Origin of the sequence: Methylobacterium sp. ARG-1 (assembly GCF_001262595.1) — a bacterium.
Classification (GTDB): Bacteria; Pseudomonadota; Alphaproteobacteria; order Rhizobiales; family Beijerinckiaceae; genus Methylobacterium; species Methylobacterium brachiatum.
The window spans coordinates 373,987-388,107 of record NZ_LHCD01000002.1; the positions used below are offsets into that span (position 1 = coordinate 373,987).

General features: G+C 65.6%; 12 protein-coding genes and 3 pseudogenes. 5 read left to right on the plus strand and 10 right to left on the minus strand.

Features of this window, described 5'->3' with window-relative positions; genetic code table 11:
• Window positions 1-41: 41 nt before the first annotated feature.
• Window positions 42-926, minus strand: a complete 885-nt coding sequence (locus AKJ13_RS03580; protein ID WP_050732105.1) for an NAD(P)-dependent oxidoreductase — start codon at window positions 924-926, stop codon at window positions 42-44.
• 174 nt (window positions 927-1,100) lie between these two features.
• On the opposite strand from AKJ13_RS03580, the gene AKJ13_RS03585 reads away from it, so the two are divergent.
• Entirely contained in the window at window positions 1,101-1,961 is an 861-nt protein-coding gene (locus AKJ13_RS03585) for a LysR family transcriptional regulator (protein ID WP_050732106.1), read from the plus strand.
• 236 nt (window positions 1,962-2,197) lie between these two features.
• Here AKJ13_RS03585 and AKJ13_RS03590 read toward each other — a convergent pair whose 3' ends face one another.
• Both AKJ13_RS03590 and AKJ13_RS03595 read right to left on the minus strand, forming a co-directional pair.
• Window positions 2,198-2,992 (minus strand): ABC transporter, encoded by a 795-nt coding sequence (locus AKJ13_RS03590; RefSeq protein ID WP_050732107.1) that lies wholly within the window; start codon window positions 2,990-2,992, stop codon window positions 2,198-2,200.
• Window positions 2,993-3,211: 219 nt separating this feature from the next.
• A complete protein-coding gene (locus AKJ13_RS03595) occupies window positions 3,212-3,757 on the minus strand; it encodes a hypothetical protein (protein WP_050732108.1) in 546 nt (181 codons plus the stop codon).
• A gap of 134 nt (window positions 3,758-3,891) precedes the next feature.
• Here AKJ13_RS03595 and AKJ13_RS03600 point away from each other — a divergent pair, with 134 nt between their 5' ends.
• Window positions 3,892-4,464 (plus strand): TetR/AcrR family transcriptional regulator, encoded by a 573-nt coding sequence (locus tag AKJ13_RS03600; protein ID WP_050732109.1) that lies wholly within the window; start codon window positions 3,892-3,894, stop codon window positions 4,462-4,464.
• A 72-nt stretch (window positions 4,465-4,536) separates the two neighbouring features.
• A pseudogene (locus tag AKJ13_RS30195) lies at window positions 4,537-5,194 on the plus strand (amino acid racemase); the annotation flags it as partial.
• Window positions 5,195-5,234: 40 nt separating this feature from the next.
• Here the strand turns inward: AKJ13_RS30195 and AKJ13_RS03615 are convergent.
• Together AKJ13_RS03615 and AKJ13_RS30200 are read right to left on the minus strand one after the other, a co-directional pair.
• Window positions 5,235-5,716: pseudogene (locus AKJ13_RS03615) on the minus strand (SDR family NAD(P)-dependent oxidoreductase); the annotation flags it as partial.
• A gap of 15 nt (window positions 5,717-5,731) precedes the next feature.
• Window positions 5,732-6,488: pseudogene (locus tag AKJ13_RS30200) on the minus strand (IS5 family transposase).
• Between the two features lie 737 nt (window positions 6,489-7,225).
• On the opposite strand from AKJ13_RS30200, the gene AKJ13_RS03625 reads away from it, so the two are divergent.
• Window positions 7,226-8,758, plus strand: a complete 1,533-nt coding sequence (locus AKJ13_RS03625) for a hypothetical protein (protein WP_050732113.1) — start codon at window positions 7,226-7,228, stop codon at window positions 8,756-8,758.
• 127 nt (window positions 8,759-8,885) lie between these two features.
• Here AKJ13_RS03625 and AKJ13_RS33220 read toward each other — a convergent pair whose 3' ends face one another.
• The gene (locus tag AKJ13_RS33220) at window positions 8,886-9,401 is read right to left on the minus strand and encodes an IS5 family transposase (protein ID WP_348270930.1); all 516 of its coding nucleotides are present in this window, start codon (window positions 9,399-9,401) and stop codon (window positions 8,886-8,888) included.
• 6 nt (window positions 9,402-9,407) lie between these two features.
• Window positions 9,408-9,716, minus strand: coding sequence for a transposase (locus tag AKJ13_RS33225; protein ID WP_348270931.1), 309 nt, complete (start codon window positions 9,714-9,716; stop codon window positions 9,408-9,410).
• 130 nt (window positions 9,717-9,846) lie between these two features.
• On the opposite strand from AKJ13_RS33225, the gene AKJ13_RS03635 reads away from it, so the two are divergent.
• Window positions 9,847-10,689, plus strand: coding sequence for a glycosyltransferase family A protein (locus tag AKJ13_RS03635; RefSeq protein WP_144426176.1), 843 nt, complete (start codon window positions 9,847-9,849; stop codon window positions 10,687-10,689).
• On the opposite strand, the gene AKJ13_RS03640 is transcribed toward AKJ13_RS03635, so the two are convergent.
• The 3 genes from AKJ13_RS03640 to AKJ13_RS03650 are packed head-to-tail and all read right to left on the minus strand — an operon-like array spanning window position 10,679 to window position 14,121.
• Complete coding sequence (locus AKJ13_RS03640; protein WP_050732116.1) at window positions 10,679-12,421, minus strand: hypothetical protein; 1,743 nt, start codon at window positions 12,419-12,421, stop codon at window positions 10,679-10,681. The two genes, AKJ13_RS03635 and AKJ13_RS03640, sit on opposite strands and share 11 nt — an antisense overlap.
• A gap of 9 nt (window positions 12,422-12,430) precedes the next feature.
• Window positions 12,431-13,330: a beta-xylosidase gene (locus AKJ13_RS03645; RefSeq protein WP_050732117.1), complete on the minus strand. Its 900-nt coding sequence runs from the start codon at window positions 13,328-13,330 to the stop codon at window positions 12,431-12,433.
• Window positions 13,327-14,121, minus strand: a complete 795-nt coding sequence (locus AKJ13_RS03650; protein ID WP_050732118.1) for a TIGR04290 family methyltransferase — start codon at window positions 14,119-14,121, stop codon at window positions 13,327-13,329. Before AKJ13_RS03650 ends, AKJ13_RS03645 begins: the two co-directional genes overlap by 4 nt.

Here is a 14,121-nt window from a genome sequence, read left to right on the forward strand (position 1 = left end):
CCAATCGATGTTGACACCTGAACAGATCGCGCGGCCAGCGCTCAGCGCCGGTCGGGACCGGTGGCGATCGTGATGTCGCGCACCGTCATGGCGGCGATGATTGACCAGTCCTTTTCGCCGAGGCCCGCGGACACAGCTTTGGTGAGTCCCTCGCGGACAGCGTCAAGCATCGGCAGCGTGCGTCCGATCTGTCTGCTGGCCTCGGCCGCCAGGCGCATGTCCTTGAGCGCGAGCTTGGCTTTGAAGCCGGGCTCGAATGATCGGTTCGTGAGCTGCGTGCTGTAGCTCTCGTAGGCGCGGCCCGAGAAAAGGGTGGCCAGGATGAGTTCCAAGAAATCCGCACGGTCGAGACCGACGCTTTCGGTCAGCACGACACCCTCGGCCATCGCCTCGATCGCCATGGCGATCATCATGTTGCAGGCGATCTTGGCGGCGTTCGCGCGCGCTGGATCCTCCCCCAACGTCCAGACCTTCTTGCTGATCGAAGCGAGCAACGGCTCGACCGCGGCAATCGCATCGGCCTTCCCAGCTGCCAGGATGTTGAGCTGGCCGCTCGCCGCTACGTTCGGCCGCCCGAGCACGGGCGCGGACACGTAACTAAGACCCGCCTCCTTGTGCCGCAGCTCCAGTTCTCGCGCGAAAGCGACCGAGATCGTCGATGTGACGACATGGGTTATCCCTGGTCGCGCGCTTGCGAGCAGATCAGCATCCAGGATGACCTCCCGAATGGCAGGATCGTCGGACAGCATCGTCAAGACTGCGTCAGCCTGGAATGCATCCGCCGCGCGCGGGACCAGCGTTATCCCAGGAACGCGATCATCGGCGACCCTGCTACGATTCCAGGCCCGCACCTCATGGCCTGCCTTCACCAAGTTCAGGGCCATGGCTGCCCCCATACTGCCGAGACCGATGAATCCGATCTGCATGATTCATCTCCTGCCGTTCGAATGAGAGCTGTGCGCGGGATCGGACGCAGGCTGTTGAGCGATCATTGGGCTCAGACCTGCGCCTTCAGATCTCGGCAGGAACCTACATGATCAAATTTGTTCTTGAAGTGACAAAAATGTATTCCTAGCGTTCAGTTTTGAACGGGTGCCACAATGGAATGGAGTGACGTCAGAATCTTTCTCGCTGTCGCGCGATCCGGCACGCTCGGCGGCGCCGCGCGCGCTCTTCAGACCAGCCATCCGACCGTCGGCAGGCGTCTGCGCGCGCTTGAGCAGGCGATCGGTCACACGCTCTTCCAGCGGACGGCGGACGGTCTCATCCTGACCGAAGAGGGGCACGGGATCATCGCGCTGGCGGAGCAGATGGAAGAAGGCGCGCTGGCCATGGAGCGCCGGCTCGCGGGGCAGGAGCAGAACCTCAAAGGCAATCTGCGCATTTCATCAGCGGACTGGTTCGGGGCCTATGTCCTGCCGCCCATCCTGGCGGATTTCTCGAAGGCCTACCCCAATGTCGACGTCGAAATCCTGACCGGCACGCGCCTGTTCAACCTCGCCCAGCGGGAGGCCGACGTCGCCTTTCGTATCGTTCCGTTCAACGCTGCCGATGTCGTTCAGCGGCGACTCTTCAGGCTTGAATACGGCGTCTACATCGCCGAGGAGGCGCCTGATCCCGAATACGGCGATGGGAGTGGTTTCCGGCTGATTACCCATGAAACATCCACGGGTCGCTTCCCTGATATCGCGTGGCTTATTGAGAGTTTTCCCAACGCAACACCGGTCCTGCGATCGAACAACCGCAACGTTCAAGGGCGCATGTGCAAGCAAGGCGTCGGCATCGCTGTCTTGCCCTGCGTGGTCGGCAACCAGATCCCGGGTATCCGCAGGCTGGAACTGCCGACGCAGCCGCCAGCGCGTGATATCTGGATGGGATACCACCGGGATTTACGGCGTCTTCGGCGTCTTCGTGCGTTCATCTCGACCGTATCGGGCCATCTCGTGAACGCGACCGCATGATGTGCTGTCGGGCGATGACTCACGGCCGCCAGAGAAGCCTCAAGATCGATCCGACCCCACGAGGTTGTTCCGCCCTTTGGTATGACTTTCGAGCCTGTGGGAGTATCACAAAACTGGAAATCTCGCGCTGAATCCTGACCAAAGTGATGAAGACGTCAAAACTCCGGCGCGTTTGCGCATCGCGGTCCTAGTCACTGAGATACACCTGGATCAGAATATGAGCAGACTTTCGAGGTTCAGCCCTGCCGTTTCGACACGACATGCCTGATAAAAAACAAGCCGATTCCAACACATGTCGCTGCAAACGTATGAACGTACAGACGATCAACTTGCAGGCCGGCGTCCGGGTAGTAGGCAGATCTGACCCATTCGGCAAGCTGTAGAGCTGGATTGTACTTGAGCCATCCATAGATCATCTCAGGCAGGAAGCTCGGCAGGAACAACACGCCGCTGGAGACGTAGAGGATGATGCTGAACAAGGCATAGCCAATCAACCAACCAGGAAAGAATCCTGTTATGGCAACATTGATTGTACCTACGCCGATGCCGAGCATGATAGCGGCAAGATAACCCCCGACCGCCGTAAGAGGCGCCGGAGGGACCGGATCAGTTCCGATGATTGTCAAGACAGATACAACAATGATCAATGCCAAGAAGCCGGTCACGATCTCTACCAGCGCGCGGGACAAAATCAAATCGAAAAGCTTGACCTGCGGATAGTATGTCAATGGGCGGTTTATGATGACGGACTTCATGACCTCGCGAGATATATATTGGAAAACCAGGACCGGAACCGCGCCCGTCGCAAAGAACAAGGCCCGGTCGCTGCCGAGCGGTGCCGAAACCTTCTGGAAGGTGTAGATCGCGATCAACGCGAAGACATGCACGCATGGCCAGAGCACCACGACGCCGTAACCCCAGAGCGAGGCGCCGAAGCGCGTGCGTATGTCACGGAGCATCAGGGCATGCAGCACATGCAGATAGGCCTCCCACGGGGCTTTTCGGGTTCGACCAGACGTTAGCTCCGGCATCAAGACGGGCCTTTACTTTCAGCGGTGGTGGGTGAGGAGGCGTCGCGCACCCCGTCAAGTCGCGCACCCCGTCAATGAGCTGCGCATGCACAAGAGCGGACCACGGACGGATTGGAATTTGCGGCGGGAGGCGGTTGAACGCCTTTGGGGCGGCTACGGTGTCGCGCCCGCGCGTCGCGGCCATGGCCGTCGCATTCCGCCCTCCCGAACCGACGCAGCTCAGGCCGCCTTGCGGCGAAAGGTCAGGAGAAGGGCGGAGACGAGGAAGTAGAAGGCGCCCACCGCGGCGTATGGGGCGACGTCGGCCACGCCCGGGATGTCGGTGCCGAGCGACCGCTTGATGAACAGCCCGCCGGCGAGCGCCGACTGCGCCCCGCTCAGGATCATGGCCCACTGGGCGCCATATGCCTTCCAGCGTCGCACCCCGGTCCCGAGTTGCAGCAGTCCGGCCAAGATGGCCCATGCCCCGAACACAGCGAGCACCGTGTTCATGTTGCCGAGCGTTGCCGCCACGCCTAGCGCGGCGATCCCGCTCACCGCGACGTTGACGAGCTGCGTCGGGTTGCGCGCGAGGCCACCGCTTGGGCGCGCGTCGACCCAATTGGCGAACGCATCCCAGGCCGGATAGGCGACGAGCAACGCGGCTCCGGCCGTCGGCGAGGCTGTGCCGACCGTGAACGCCGCTGTGACCCAGGCCGCCGAAACGCCGGCCCGCAGGTAATAGTAGTTCCTGAGCGCAGTCGATCCGTCGGTCGCGGCCGGCATCGCTGCATCGTCTTCGTAAGCCCGAGAAGCCATCTTCAATCTCAACTTACCAACTGATCGGTCAGCTCAAGCTAGGCGGTTGTCGGGCCGGACGCAAGCGGTTACTTACCAGTCAGTCAGTGAGAGGCTTGGGCATGACGACGGCGGAACGGATCGTGGACGAGGCCCACAGCCTCATCATGGTTCGCGGCTACAACGGCTTCAGTTACGCCGACATCGCCGCGACGGTTGGGATCAGCAAGGCCAACGTGCATCACCACTTTGCGGCCAAGAGCGACCTCGCGACGGCGGTTGTCGAGCGCTCGCGCGCCGGCATCCGGGCGCAGGTGGCGGCGTTGAAGGAGAGCGAGCCGGACGCGGCGGAGCAGTTGCGTGCCTATGCTCGCTATTGGGAGCGCTGCATCCTCGACGGTTCCGCGCCCTTCTGCATCGCGGCGATGCTTGCGGCCGAGCTGCCGGGCCTGCCCGACGAGGTCGCGAAAGCCGTGGGTGCCTTCTTCGTCGAGCTGAAGGGGTGGTTGACGGACCTTTTCGTGCTCGGACTGCGGCAGGGCAACGTGACGCTGGTCGGCCCCCCCGGGGAGGAGGCTGACGCCTTCCTGTCAGCCGTCTACGGTGCGATGCTGTCCGCCCGTGCATTTCGGGACCCGCGCCGCTTCGCCGTCATCGTCGAGACGCTTCTGTCGCGGGTCGTCCCATTCCGGTGAGGCTGGCGCCCCGGGCCGGATGAGATTGGAACACGGAGCGACGGCGTGCGCAGGATTGGTCTTCTCGGCGCGATGAGCTTCGAGAGCTCCGCCATCGACTACCGGATGATCAACGAGGCGGTGCGCGAGCGCCTCGGCGGCTGGCGCTCGGCCGACATCCTGACGCGCTCGGTGGACTTCCAGCCCGTGCTCGACATGCAGCGGGCGGGCCGATGGGACGAGGCCGGCCACCACCTCGGCGAGGCAGCCCGGGCGCTGGAAACGGCCGATGCCGAGTGCATCGTCGTCTGCGCCGTAACCATGCACCTCGTCGACCCGGCCATCGAGGCGGCGGTGGGCGTACCGTTCCTCCACGTCATAGACGTCACCGCCGAGCGCCTCAGGGCCGCCGGGTGCCGCCCGCCCTCTGCTCCTGGCTACCCTCTCCACGATGGAGCAGGGCTTCTACCAGGCCTGGATGGCGCGCCACGGCATCGCGGTGGTGACCCCCGAGGCGGACGGGCGCAGGCTCGCTCACGACATCATCTTCGACGATCTGTGCGTCGGGAAGGTGCTCGACCGCTCGCGGGACGCCTTGATCGGCCTCGTCGCTCAGGCAAAGGCTGAGGGCGCGGACAGCCTGATCTTCGGCTGCACGGAGGGCGGCATGATCCTCGACCCGGCCGGCACGCCTCTGCCGGGCTTCGACAGCACCGCCATCCACGCCGCCGCGGCAGTGGACTTCGCGTTGGGCGGCCACGTCGCCTGCGATCCGGCCGGGTCCGAGCGGCTCAGGCACCGTCCGTCGACCGGGTCAGGTCCTCCCAGCGGTCGATCTCGCGCGCCATGTCGGCGAGCTTGTCCCGGACGAGCTTCAGGGCGTCGCTGCCGAGGAGAAGGCGGACCGGCGGCTCGTCCATCTCGACCAGCCGCATGAGCGCGGCCGCCGCCTTCGCCGGGTCGCCAAGTTGCTTGCCGCTCACGGCCCGGCGGCGTTCCCGGATGGGATCGAAGAGCGCGTCGTAGTCGGCGATGCTGCGCTCGGAGCGGATCATCGAACGGCCGGCCCAGTCCGTCCGGAAGGAGCCCGGCGCCAGGGCCGTGACGTGCACCCCGAAAGCCGCCACTTCCTTGGCGAGCGCCTCCGGGATCCCCTCCAGGGCAAACTTGCTGCCGCAGTAGTAGGGGATGCCCGGCATGGTGATGAACCCGCCCATGGACGTCACGTCGACTATGTGCCCGCGGCCGTGCGCATGCCCGGCAGCACGGCCTTAGGGTCTGGACTCGATCAGCACCAGAAAGCGATGACGGCGGCGAGGGCGACGGCTGAGGCATAGTTGCGGGCGAGCTTGTCGTAGCAGGTCGCGACGCGGCGGACGTCTTTGAGGCGATTGAAGTTGGCCTCGATCCGCCAGCGCTCGTGATAGCGCCGCTTGTCGTGGCGGATGCCTCGCTTGCGACCGCGCTGACCCGGGATGACCGACGTGATGCCCTGCGCTCGCAGGTCGGCGCGCAGCCAGTCGGCATCGTAGCCCTTGTCGGCAGCCAGACGCCGGATCCAGCCGGGCGCTTCGGCCAACACCGCCGGCGCAGTCGTCACGTCGCTGGCGTTGCCGGGCGTCAGCAGCAGGACGCCGGGGCGGCCGAGGACATCGGTGAGCGCGTGGATCTTGATCGTCAGGCCGCCGCGCGAGCGCCCGATGGCCTGCGCTTTCGCCCCCCTTTGCCGCCGTGCGCGGCGCGGTGGGCCCGCACATAGGTGCTATCGAGGGCGGCTGCGTCGCCTGCCCACCCGGCCTTGGCCAGATCCGCCAGCATGGCCTTCCAGAAGCCGCGGCGGGACCACCTGCTGAACCGGTTGTAGACGGTGGTGCGCGGCCCATACTCCGCTGGGCAGTCGCGTCAGCGGCAGCCCGAGGTGAGCACGTGCAGAATGCCGGAGAAGATCTGCCGGTCGTCCCTCCGCTCGGGTCCGGGTTGAGCCCTGGGCATGAACGGTTCGATCACCGCCCACGCTCGTCCGAGAGCCAGAACAGGTCCGCCATCGCCACCTCCAGGCCGCAAAACGGCCGCCTGGAATCACAAAACGACAAACCCTGCAACAGCTTGGTGCGGTTCACACCCTAGAACGGGTGCTCGCAGTCCTCGGTCTGGTCGCCGCGCAGTGCCTTTTCGGCCTCGCGCCGTCGCGAACTGAGGTTGCCGAGAGTGACTGAAGCCTTGAGGTCCGCTTGGGAAATGTTGTTTTTCGGCTCCGAATGGCCGGGACGGGCGCAAAGTCGAATGGCCGGTTTTGCACCCATTGGCGATCCGGCATGGCGTAGTCATGGCCGATAGCTGCCGGTCCGGTTTCTGGCAAACGGTGGCTCAGAGCAGACATGCACGCCTGACCGAGCGTTTTACCGACGCTAGAAAGCCCAACAAATTTTTCCGACAAAATGTGAGCGGGTCTGGTCGGGTTCCTGACTGTTGGGACAACATGTCTGGAAAACAATCGGTTCTCCAACATCGTGAAGTTATGCGCTGGGTGCATGGCACCCGTTGGGAGTGCTCAGGAATAGCTTCGGCGGCAGGATGCCCTTAAAATTCGACTTTGCCTTCTGAAGGGAACAGGGCAGGCCCTCCTTGTTCGGTTGACTGCTGAAGCGCTCTGCAGCGCCTACCACTTTGCACTCGTGCAACTCGTAGGTTCCGAAATCGCGACATCAGGATCGCTGCATAAGGTCACGCTTCTCTGGCACGGGTACGGAACAAGCCGACGGCCCTACGAGATGAAGGTCTGATGACCGAGCACGACCGCCGCGCCTATGATCCCGACCTGGACGTCTCGGACAGCGCCGCGTGCTTCCTCAGGTCCGGCGGTGCGGCGACCTGGACCGCAGACCGCAGTCATTCTCGAGAACTCCAGCCACTACCCTGGATCCAGGTCGCAGAACCTGGCGTGCCCTACTTCGTAACCGAGACCGGCGCACCTTGGACGCCCGTTGGTCAGAACGACGCGATCAGCTGGGACGAATTCGCTGGCCTGTTTCGCCGCCGCGACCTTCCCGGTGTGGAGGCCCATCTCCGCTACTTGGCCGAGCACGGTGTCACCTGTCTGCGCCTGATGCTTGAGTATGCGCAGGTGCGCCACCGCTACATCGAGCGTCCTGTCGGCCAGTTTGCGCCCGCCATGGTTCGCCTGTGGGACGACCTCTTCGCCCTTTGCGAGAAGGTGGGACTGCGCATCCTGCTCACCCCTTTCGACACCTTCTGGATGTGGCTGCACTGGCGCCATCATCCCTATAATCAGCGCAACGGCGGACCGCTCGCCCATCCCTCGCGCTTCCTTCTCGACGAGGCAGTGCGAGCCGCGATCAAGAACCGGCTCGGCTTTGCGGTGGAGCGCTGGGGCGGCTCAGGCGTGCTATTTGGCTGGGATCTTTGGAATGAGATCCACCCTGCTCATGCCGAGGAGGGCGCGGACGGCTTTGCTCCCTTCATCGCCGACCTAAGCCAGCATGTTCGAGCCCTTGAAACGAAGCTCTATGGGCGAAGCCATCCGCAAACTGTGTCGCTGTTTGGACCCGAACTCCTGTGGCGTCCGCACCTGCCCATGGCCGAGCCGATCTTCCGTCACCCCAACCTCGATTTTGCATCCATCCATATCTACGCCAGCGGTACGATCGACGACCCGCGCAACACCGTAGACCCGGCGATCGCCATGGGGCGGATTGTTCGTGAGAGCCTGGCTGAGATCCATGACGGCCGACCTTTTCTCGACACCGAGCACGGACCGATCCACAGCTTCAAGGATCGGCACGTCACCCTGCCAGAGCCGTTCGACGACGAATACTTCCGCCACCTGCAATGGGCACATTTGGCGAGCGGAGGAGCGGGTGGCGGGATGCGCTGGCCGAACCGGCATCCACACCGCCTCACGCCGGGGATGCGTGCCGCTCAGCGCAGCCTCGCTGGCTTTCTACCGCTGGTCAACTGGAGCTGTTTTCGACGGCGCAACCTGAGCCAAGAGGTTAGAACCGAACAGTCGGGTGTCGCTGTCTTCGCCTGCGGAGACACGGATCAGGCGGTTGTTTGGTGCCTCAGGACGGATGCCCTCGCAGCCAACGGCCAAGTGCGCGGTGACGTGTCGCCGTTAGCAACTCGCCTCTCGCTGCCCGGCCTGCAGGCGGGCCGCTATTCCGTCACAGCTTGGACCACTGAGGCAGGGCTTGTATGCGGAACGGACCATGTGACTGCGGACGGCTCCGTTCTGACCGAGGTCGCAGTACCACCATTCGTCACCGACGTAGCCCTGGCCGTTCGGCGGGTCTGATGCGGAGAAATCCAATCCTATAGGACCAAATCCGCACATGCTGCCCTCGGCCGACAGCGCCTTGTACGAGAAGTCCTCCCCTTTTCCGACAGCTAATCTGATAGGCTTTGAGAAGGATCAAGAGCGCCTAACAGAACCGTTTGATCTGGTTGAGGGTGATGAGGCTTGCTGGGAGACCTGTGAAGACCTTGTAGATGTCGCTACGCCGCTCGTAGCGGATGGGCAGGCGGCGGAACCGGTTGAACCAGGCGTGGGTGCGCTCGACCACCCAGCGATGGCGGCCGAGCCGCTGGCTGCTCTCAATGCCCTTGCGCGCGATGCGCGGGACGATCCCGCGGGCCCGGCACTCCTGGCGTCGGGGCTTGGCATCGTAGGCGTTGTCGGCGTGCCGCTTGCCGGGCCGCCGGCGCGGCCGCCCCCGTCGAGCGCTCCGCAGGGGCGGGATGGCGTCGAGCGTCGGGGCCAGCATCGGGCTGTCGTGCCGGTTGGCCCCGCTCAGGCAGACGCCGAGCGGCGTGCCGCGCGCATCGGTGACGAGGTGACGCTTCGTGCCCGGCTTGCCCCGGTCCGTCGGGTTCGGGCCGGTGGCAGAGCCCCCTTTTTCGCTGGGACAGACGCGCTGTCCAGGCTCGCCCGGCTCCAGCCGATCTCACCCGCCGCGTGCAGATGCTCCAGTAGCACCTGATGCAGGTGCGCCCAGACGCCCGCCTTCTGCCAGTCGCGCAGACGCCGCCAGCAACTCATCCCGCAGCCGCAGCCCATCTCGGCCCGGCAGCATCTCCCAGGGCTGGCCCGAGCGCAGCACGAACAGGATGCCGGTTAGCGCGGCCCGGTTCTCGATCGGGCGATGACCGCCCTTCGGACGGGGCCGGGGCGGCGGAAGGAGCGGGGCGATCGCGTTCCAGAGATCATCGGGCAGAAGCGGCGAGCCATACCAACCAACGCATGCCCAGACGATCCGTGCCCGTTCTGTTAGGCGCTCTAAGTCACAGAGCCTGTGCGTGGCGGACGCCCCGAATTTAGACTGGCGGCCGGGCTTCGGGAGCCTATTTCAAAAGCCACGAACGTTCTTCGACCAATAGTCACAGGTGGCGATGCGCGACCCACTTCCGTTCACCTTCGGGATCGCACTGGTGCCTCGGGCGCTCACACAGAACTGGGCGCTGATCGAGGCTCTGCTTGACCTTACCCTCACGTCAGTGCGCGCGCAGACAGATCCGGACTTCCGCGTGATCATCGCCTGCCACGACAGGCCGCGCACGGTGATGGATGACGATCCCCGCCTCAGCGTCCTGGTCGCCGACTGGCCCGTACGCGAGACTGGCCCCCACAACGACGACAGCGGCCGCAAGAAGCACGCACTCAACGACTATGTTTTAGAGCAGGGCGGTGGCTTGCTCATGCTTGTCGATGCGGACGACTGGATCGATCGTGAGACTGTTGCGGCGGCGCGCGCCTGCATTGGTCTGGGAGAGGTAGGAGGTCTGATCACGGCGGGGATGATCCTGGATATCCAGAGCCTACGGATCGCGGCGCTACCACACCCGGACATCTTTCCCGGTGAATTCCACCGGCTCTGCGGCACAAGCACCGTGGCGTGCCTGCGGCCAGACTCGGCGGACCCCGTTCGCCGCGACCCGTTCAGCACCTTGCGCTCGCACCATCAATGGCTGGAGGTGGCACAAGAGCGGGATGTGCGACTCGCGCGTCTGCCGATCTCAGCAAACTACCTCATCAACACCTCTGAGAATCACTCGGACCTCCACGGGCCCCATCTTGCCTGGCGCCGCACCCTGACGGCAGCCGTCAACGCGCAGGGCCGCTGCCTCGGCGATGCGCAGGCGGCTTGCTTCGGTATTGACACAACGCTCGTGAGTTCCACGTGGCGGCGGTTCTTCCCACCTAGTCCGGATAGAGTCATCACGGCCTGAGCACGAGACGGAGATGTTCCGTGTAGCGGGCGCGCGATCGTCGTTGACGCCATCCCTCGATGTCGTCGTGCGCAGCATCCGCTGCCATGCTAGCGGCGCCAAGCTGGAAGGCCAGGTAGCAGGGCGTTAGGAAGGCGAGGAGGTCAGGATCGACTGGGTGCCCTCCCTCCTGTGCCACGAATGCCGCAAGGCGGTCCCGGGAGTCTTCTGGAAGCGACAGTTCAACAACCGCACCGACGACGTCCCAAGCTATATCCTGGCAGCCGACGAGATCGTGGGCGGCATGATGGTCTAGGGCGTCGCATTTCAGCAGGCTCCCATCAGGCCGGACGAGGAACTCCCAGGGCTGCATCCGGCCGTCGATCTCGACCGGACAGGCACGACCGGCGAGCTCGGCCAGACGCGGTTCGGACCAGGCGTCGAGCCGTTCAGCCCAGTCCGGCCCGAGGGCCTCGCCGACGTTGTGGCGAGCCATCGCGAGGAGTTCGCTCAGGCTCGCGCCGCGCTCCGGCCCACTCGGGAAATGCCGCGCCCGGAAGCCGAGATAGCGTCCCACCCAATCGATCAGGACGCCCGGCGCTACCGCGCCGAGATCGAGGGGCCGGCCATCCGCGATCCAGCGCTCGACGAGGAAGCCGTGACGATACCCTGCCACCGGCGGCGTGAATCCAGCCGCGTGCAGGGCGCGGGCTCGGTCGAGCTTCGCGCGGCTGGCTGGGCCGAGACCGGCGAACTTGAGGTGCCAGAGCGTGCCGCCCGCCCGGAGCAGGAATTTCCGCTTCTCCTGCTGCGCGTTGACGGGCGGCCACGCATCCGCGCTGCGGCCCTGGAACGCGCGCCAGCCCCCGCCCGAGATCTCGATCAGGGGCGCCTGCGCGGGGCCGACCAGATCGGCGACCCAGGATGCGAGCCCGCCGCCGGCCAGCATCACATGCTCGAACGGAACGGTGTGGCGCGTCGCGCGCTGCCAGCGTGCCCGGTGCCGTTCGGTCGCTTGCGGTCCCGGCTCCCCCGAATGGCTCGGAAACAGGCTGAGCCGATCCTCGGCGACCCCGAGATGCGCGAGGGTGTCCATGACCGCGCCGAACGAACTTCCGGATAGGCCCGGCCCCTCGTCGACGATCGCGAATCCCGCCGGATCGCCCGCGGTCAAGGCCGCCGCGAAGGTGTCGTCCAGGGCCAACGCGCGTCGGAACGGGTGTCCGACGGGGCGCACCGTCTGCATGTCAAACGATCCGAGACCGGCCGCCACCATGGCGCTGAGGGGGGCGCCGATGCTGCGGATGCCGACGACGCGCGTGGTCGCGGCCAGAGCGGCCCGCGTCGCGGCCATCGCGTAGCTCTCGGGATAGAGCGCGTAGAAGGCGAAGCCTTCGGCCCAGCGCGTGGTGATGCGCGCGGGCAGCCGCGTCGCGGCCAAGGCGGTCAGGTCCGGGGTGCCGGGCGATGTTCGGAACCCCGTCCGCCACGAGTCCCAGACCGATCGGGCAAGTTCCAGGAGCAGAGCGGTCGCGGCGTCCCGGGCGGGGCAGGCCAGGTCCCGGCCGTGATCGAGGAACGCCGCATCGGCGATCCCCTGCGCGAGTTCCCCGGCCTCGATCAGGGCTGCGACCCGGGCGGCGTGGCGGCGGATGCCGGGCGGCTCTTCCGCCACCTCCCGCAGCAGGGTGACCAGCGTGGCGAGCCGGTCGCGGGGATCGTTGGTCCGGCTCGCCTTACCGTAGACCAGCAAGGCCGCCGCTCATCCGGCACGCGCTGGCGCGTAGCGGCGCACCATGTCGGCGCAGAACGCGGCGAATTCCTCGGGCTCCTGCGGCGCGCTGGTGTGATGGGGCACGATGCCCCGATGCTCGGGGGTGAAGCAGAAGGTCACGGTGACGTCGAAATCGCGTAGCGCTTCCATCTGCCGGTCGAACCAGTGGAGGGCGTTCGGCCGGAAGCTGTCGGCCCAGGAGAGGCCCGTGCGCAGATAGGTCACGCCGAGGCGCTTCATCCAGGCCACCGCATCGTCCAGGCGGTGGTCCTCGAAGTGGAACCACTGGCAGAGCCCGAGTGCCGGCGTGTGCTTGGCGAATTCCGCGAGCGCGAGCTTCGGCGTGCCGTCCTGGCGCAGCAGGCCCATGTGGAAGTGCCGGTAGTAGGACGACCCCTCCGCCTCCCGGTGGCGGGTGGTCGCCTCCCATTCGCTGGGCAGATCGTAGAGGCTGTACCAGTGGATGCGCGGCGTGCGCCCGATCAGGAGCTCGGCGGTGCGCGCGAGCCCCCAGGCCTGCACTTCCTCGGCTCCGAAGGTCGAGACGCCTACTTCCGAGACCCAGATCGGCAGCTGCGTGACGGCGCGGATCTCCGCAATCTTCTGCGGCCACTCGTGGATCTGCCAGAGGTTCCAGTCGAGCGGGAAGCCGTGCACCGCTACTGCGTCGACGGCATCGAGGACGCCCTGGCTCTCCATGCGGCGGATGAAGAACGGGTCGATCGGCGAGATGCCGCCGAGGACCCGCGGCAAGCTCGGATTGACGGCGTGGATCGCCTGGCCGGCTGCCTTCGCCATCGCGCCGAAGCGTAACCAGTCCGGATCGATCTCGGGGTCCCAGTGCGATTTGTTGTTCGGCTCGTTCCAGAGCATCACCGCTTCGATCACAGGTGGGAATCCTCGGCTGTCGGGGAGTCGGGCCGCGGGGCGGGCGCCGGATGGACGGCGCCGGCGCCCGGCGGAAGGGGTGCGCAACGGCAGACGAAGACCTCCTCCTCCGGGTGGGCGGTGATCGCGAAGCCGCTCGCGCGCAGCATCGCCTCGGTGCAGGCTCGGTTGGGGACCCACCAGTTGGTCCAGTCGTTCGCGTAGCGATGCTCGATGAAGTGCAGCTTCGGGTAGCCGGGCTCGGCGAAATGGCCGACATCCCAGAAATCGTAATCCTCGGCCACCGGGGTGATGTCCTGGGCCCCGCGCTGCATGGACTGGAACACGAGCAGGTCGCGGGCGGCGTGCGTGCGGATAAGATCCAGGGCCAGGAGCGGGTGGCGCAGGTGGTAGAGCACGCCCATGAACAGCACGACGTCAAAGCGTTCGCCGAGCGCCCCGACATCGTAGACCGAGAGGTTGCGGAACTCGATGTCCTGGCCGGTTCGCGCGGCGGCGAAGCGGGCCTGGGCCAGGTAGCGCGCGTCGGAATCCAGACCGAGCACTCGTGCGGCGCCGCGACGCTTCATCTCGATGGCGTAGAAGCCGCCGTTGCAACCGATGTCCAGCACGCTCTTGCCGGTGAGATCGGCCGGGATCGCATTGGCGAAGCGCCGCCATTTCACCCGCGGGTAATCCCCCAGGAAATGGTTCGGCGCGGTCGGCACCCCACCGAGCTCGATGTTGTGGAACCAATCCCCCAACGCGTCGATCTCTCGACGCAGGGTGGCGTTCTCCTCGGCCAGGCTCAT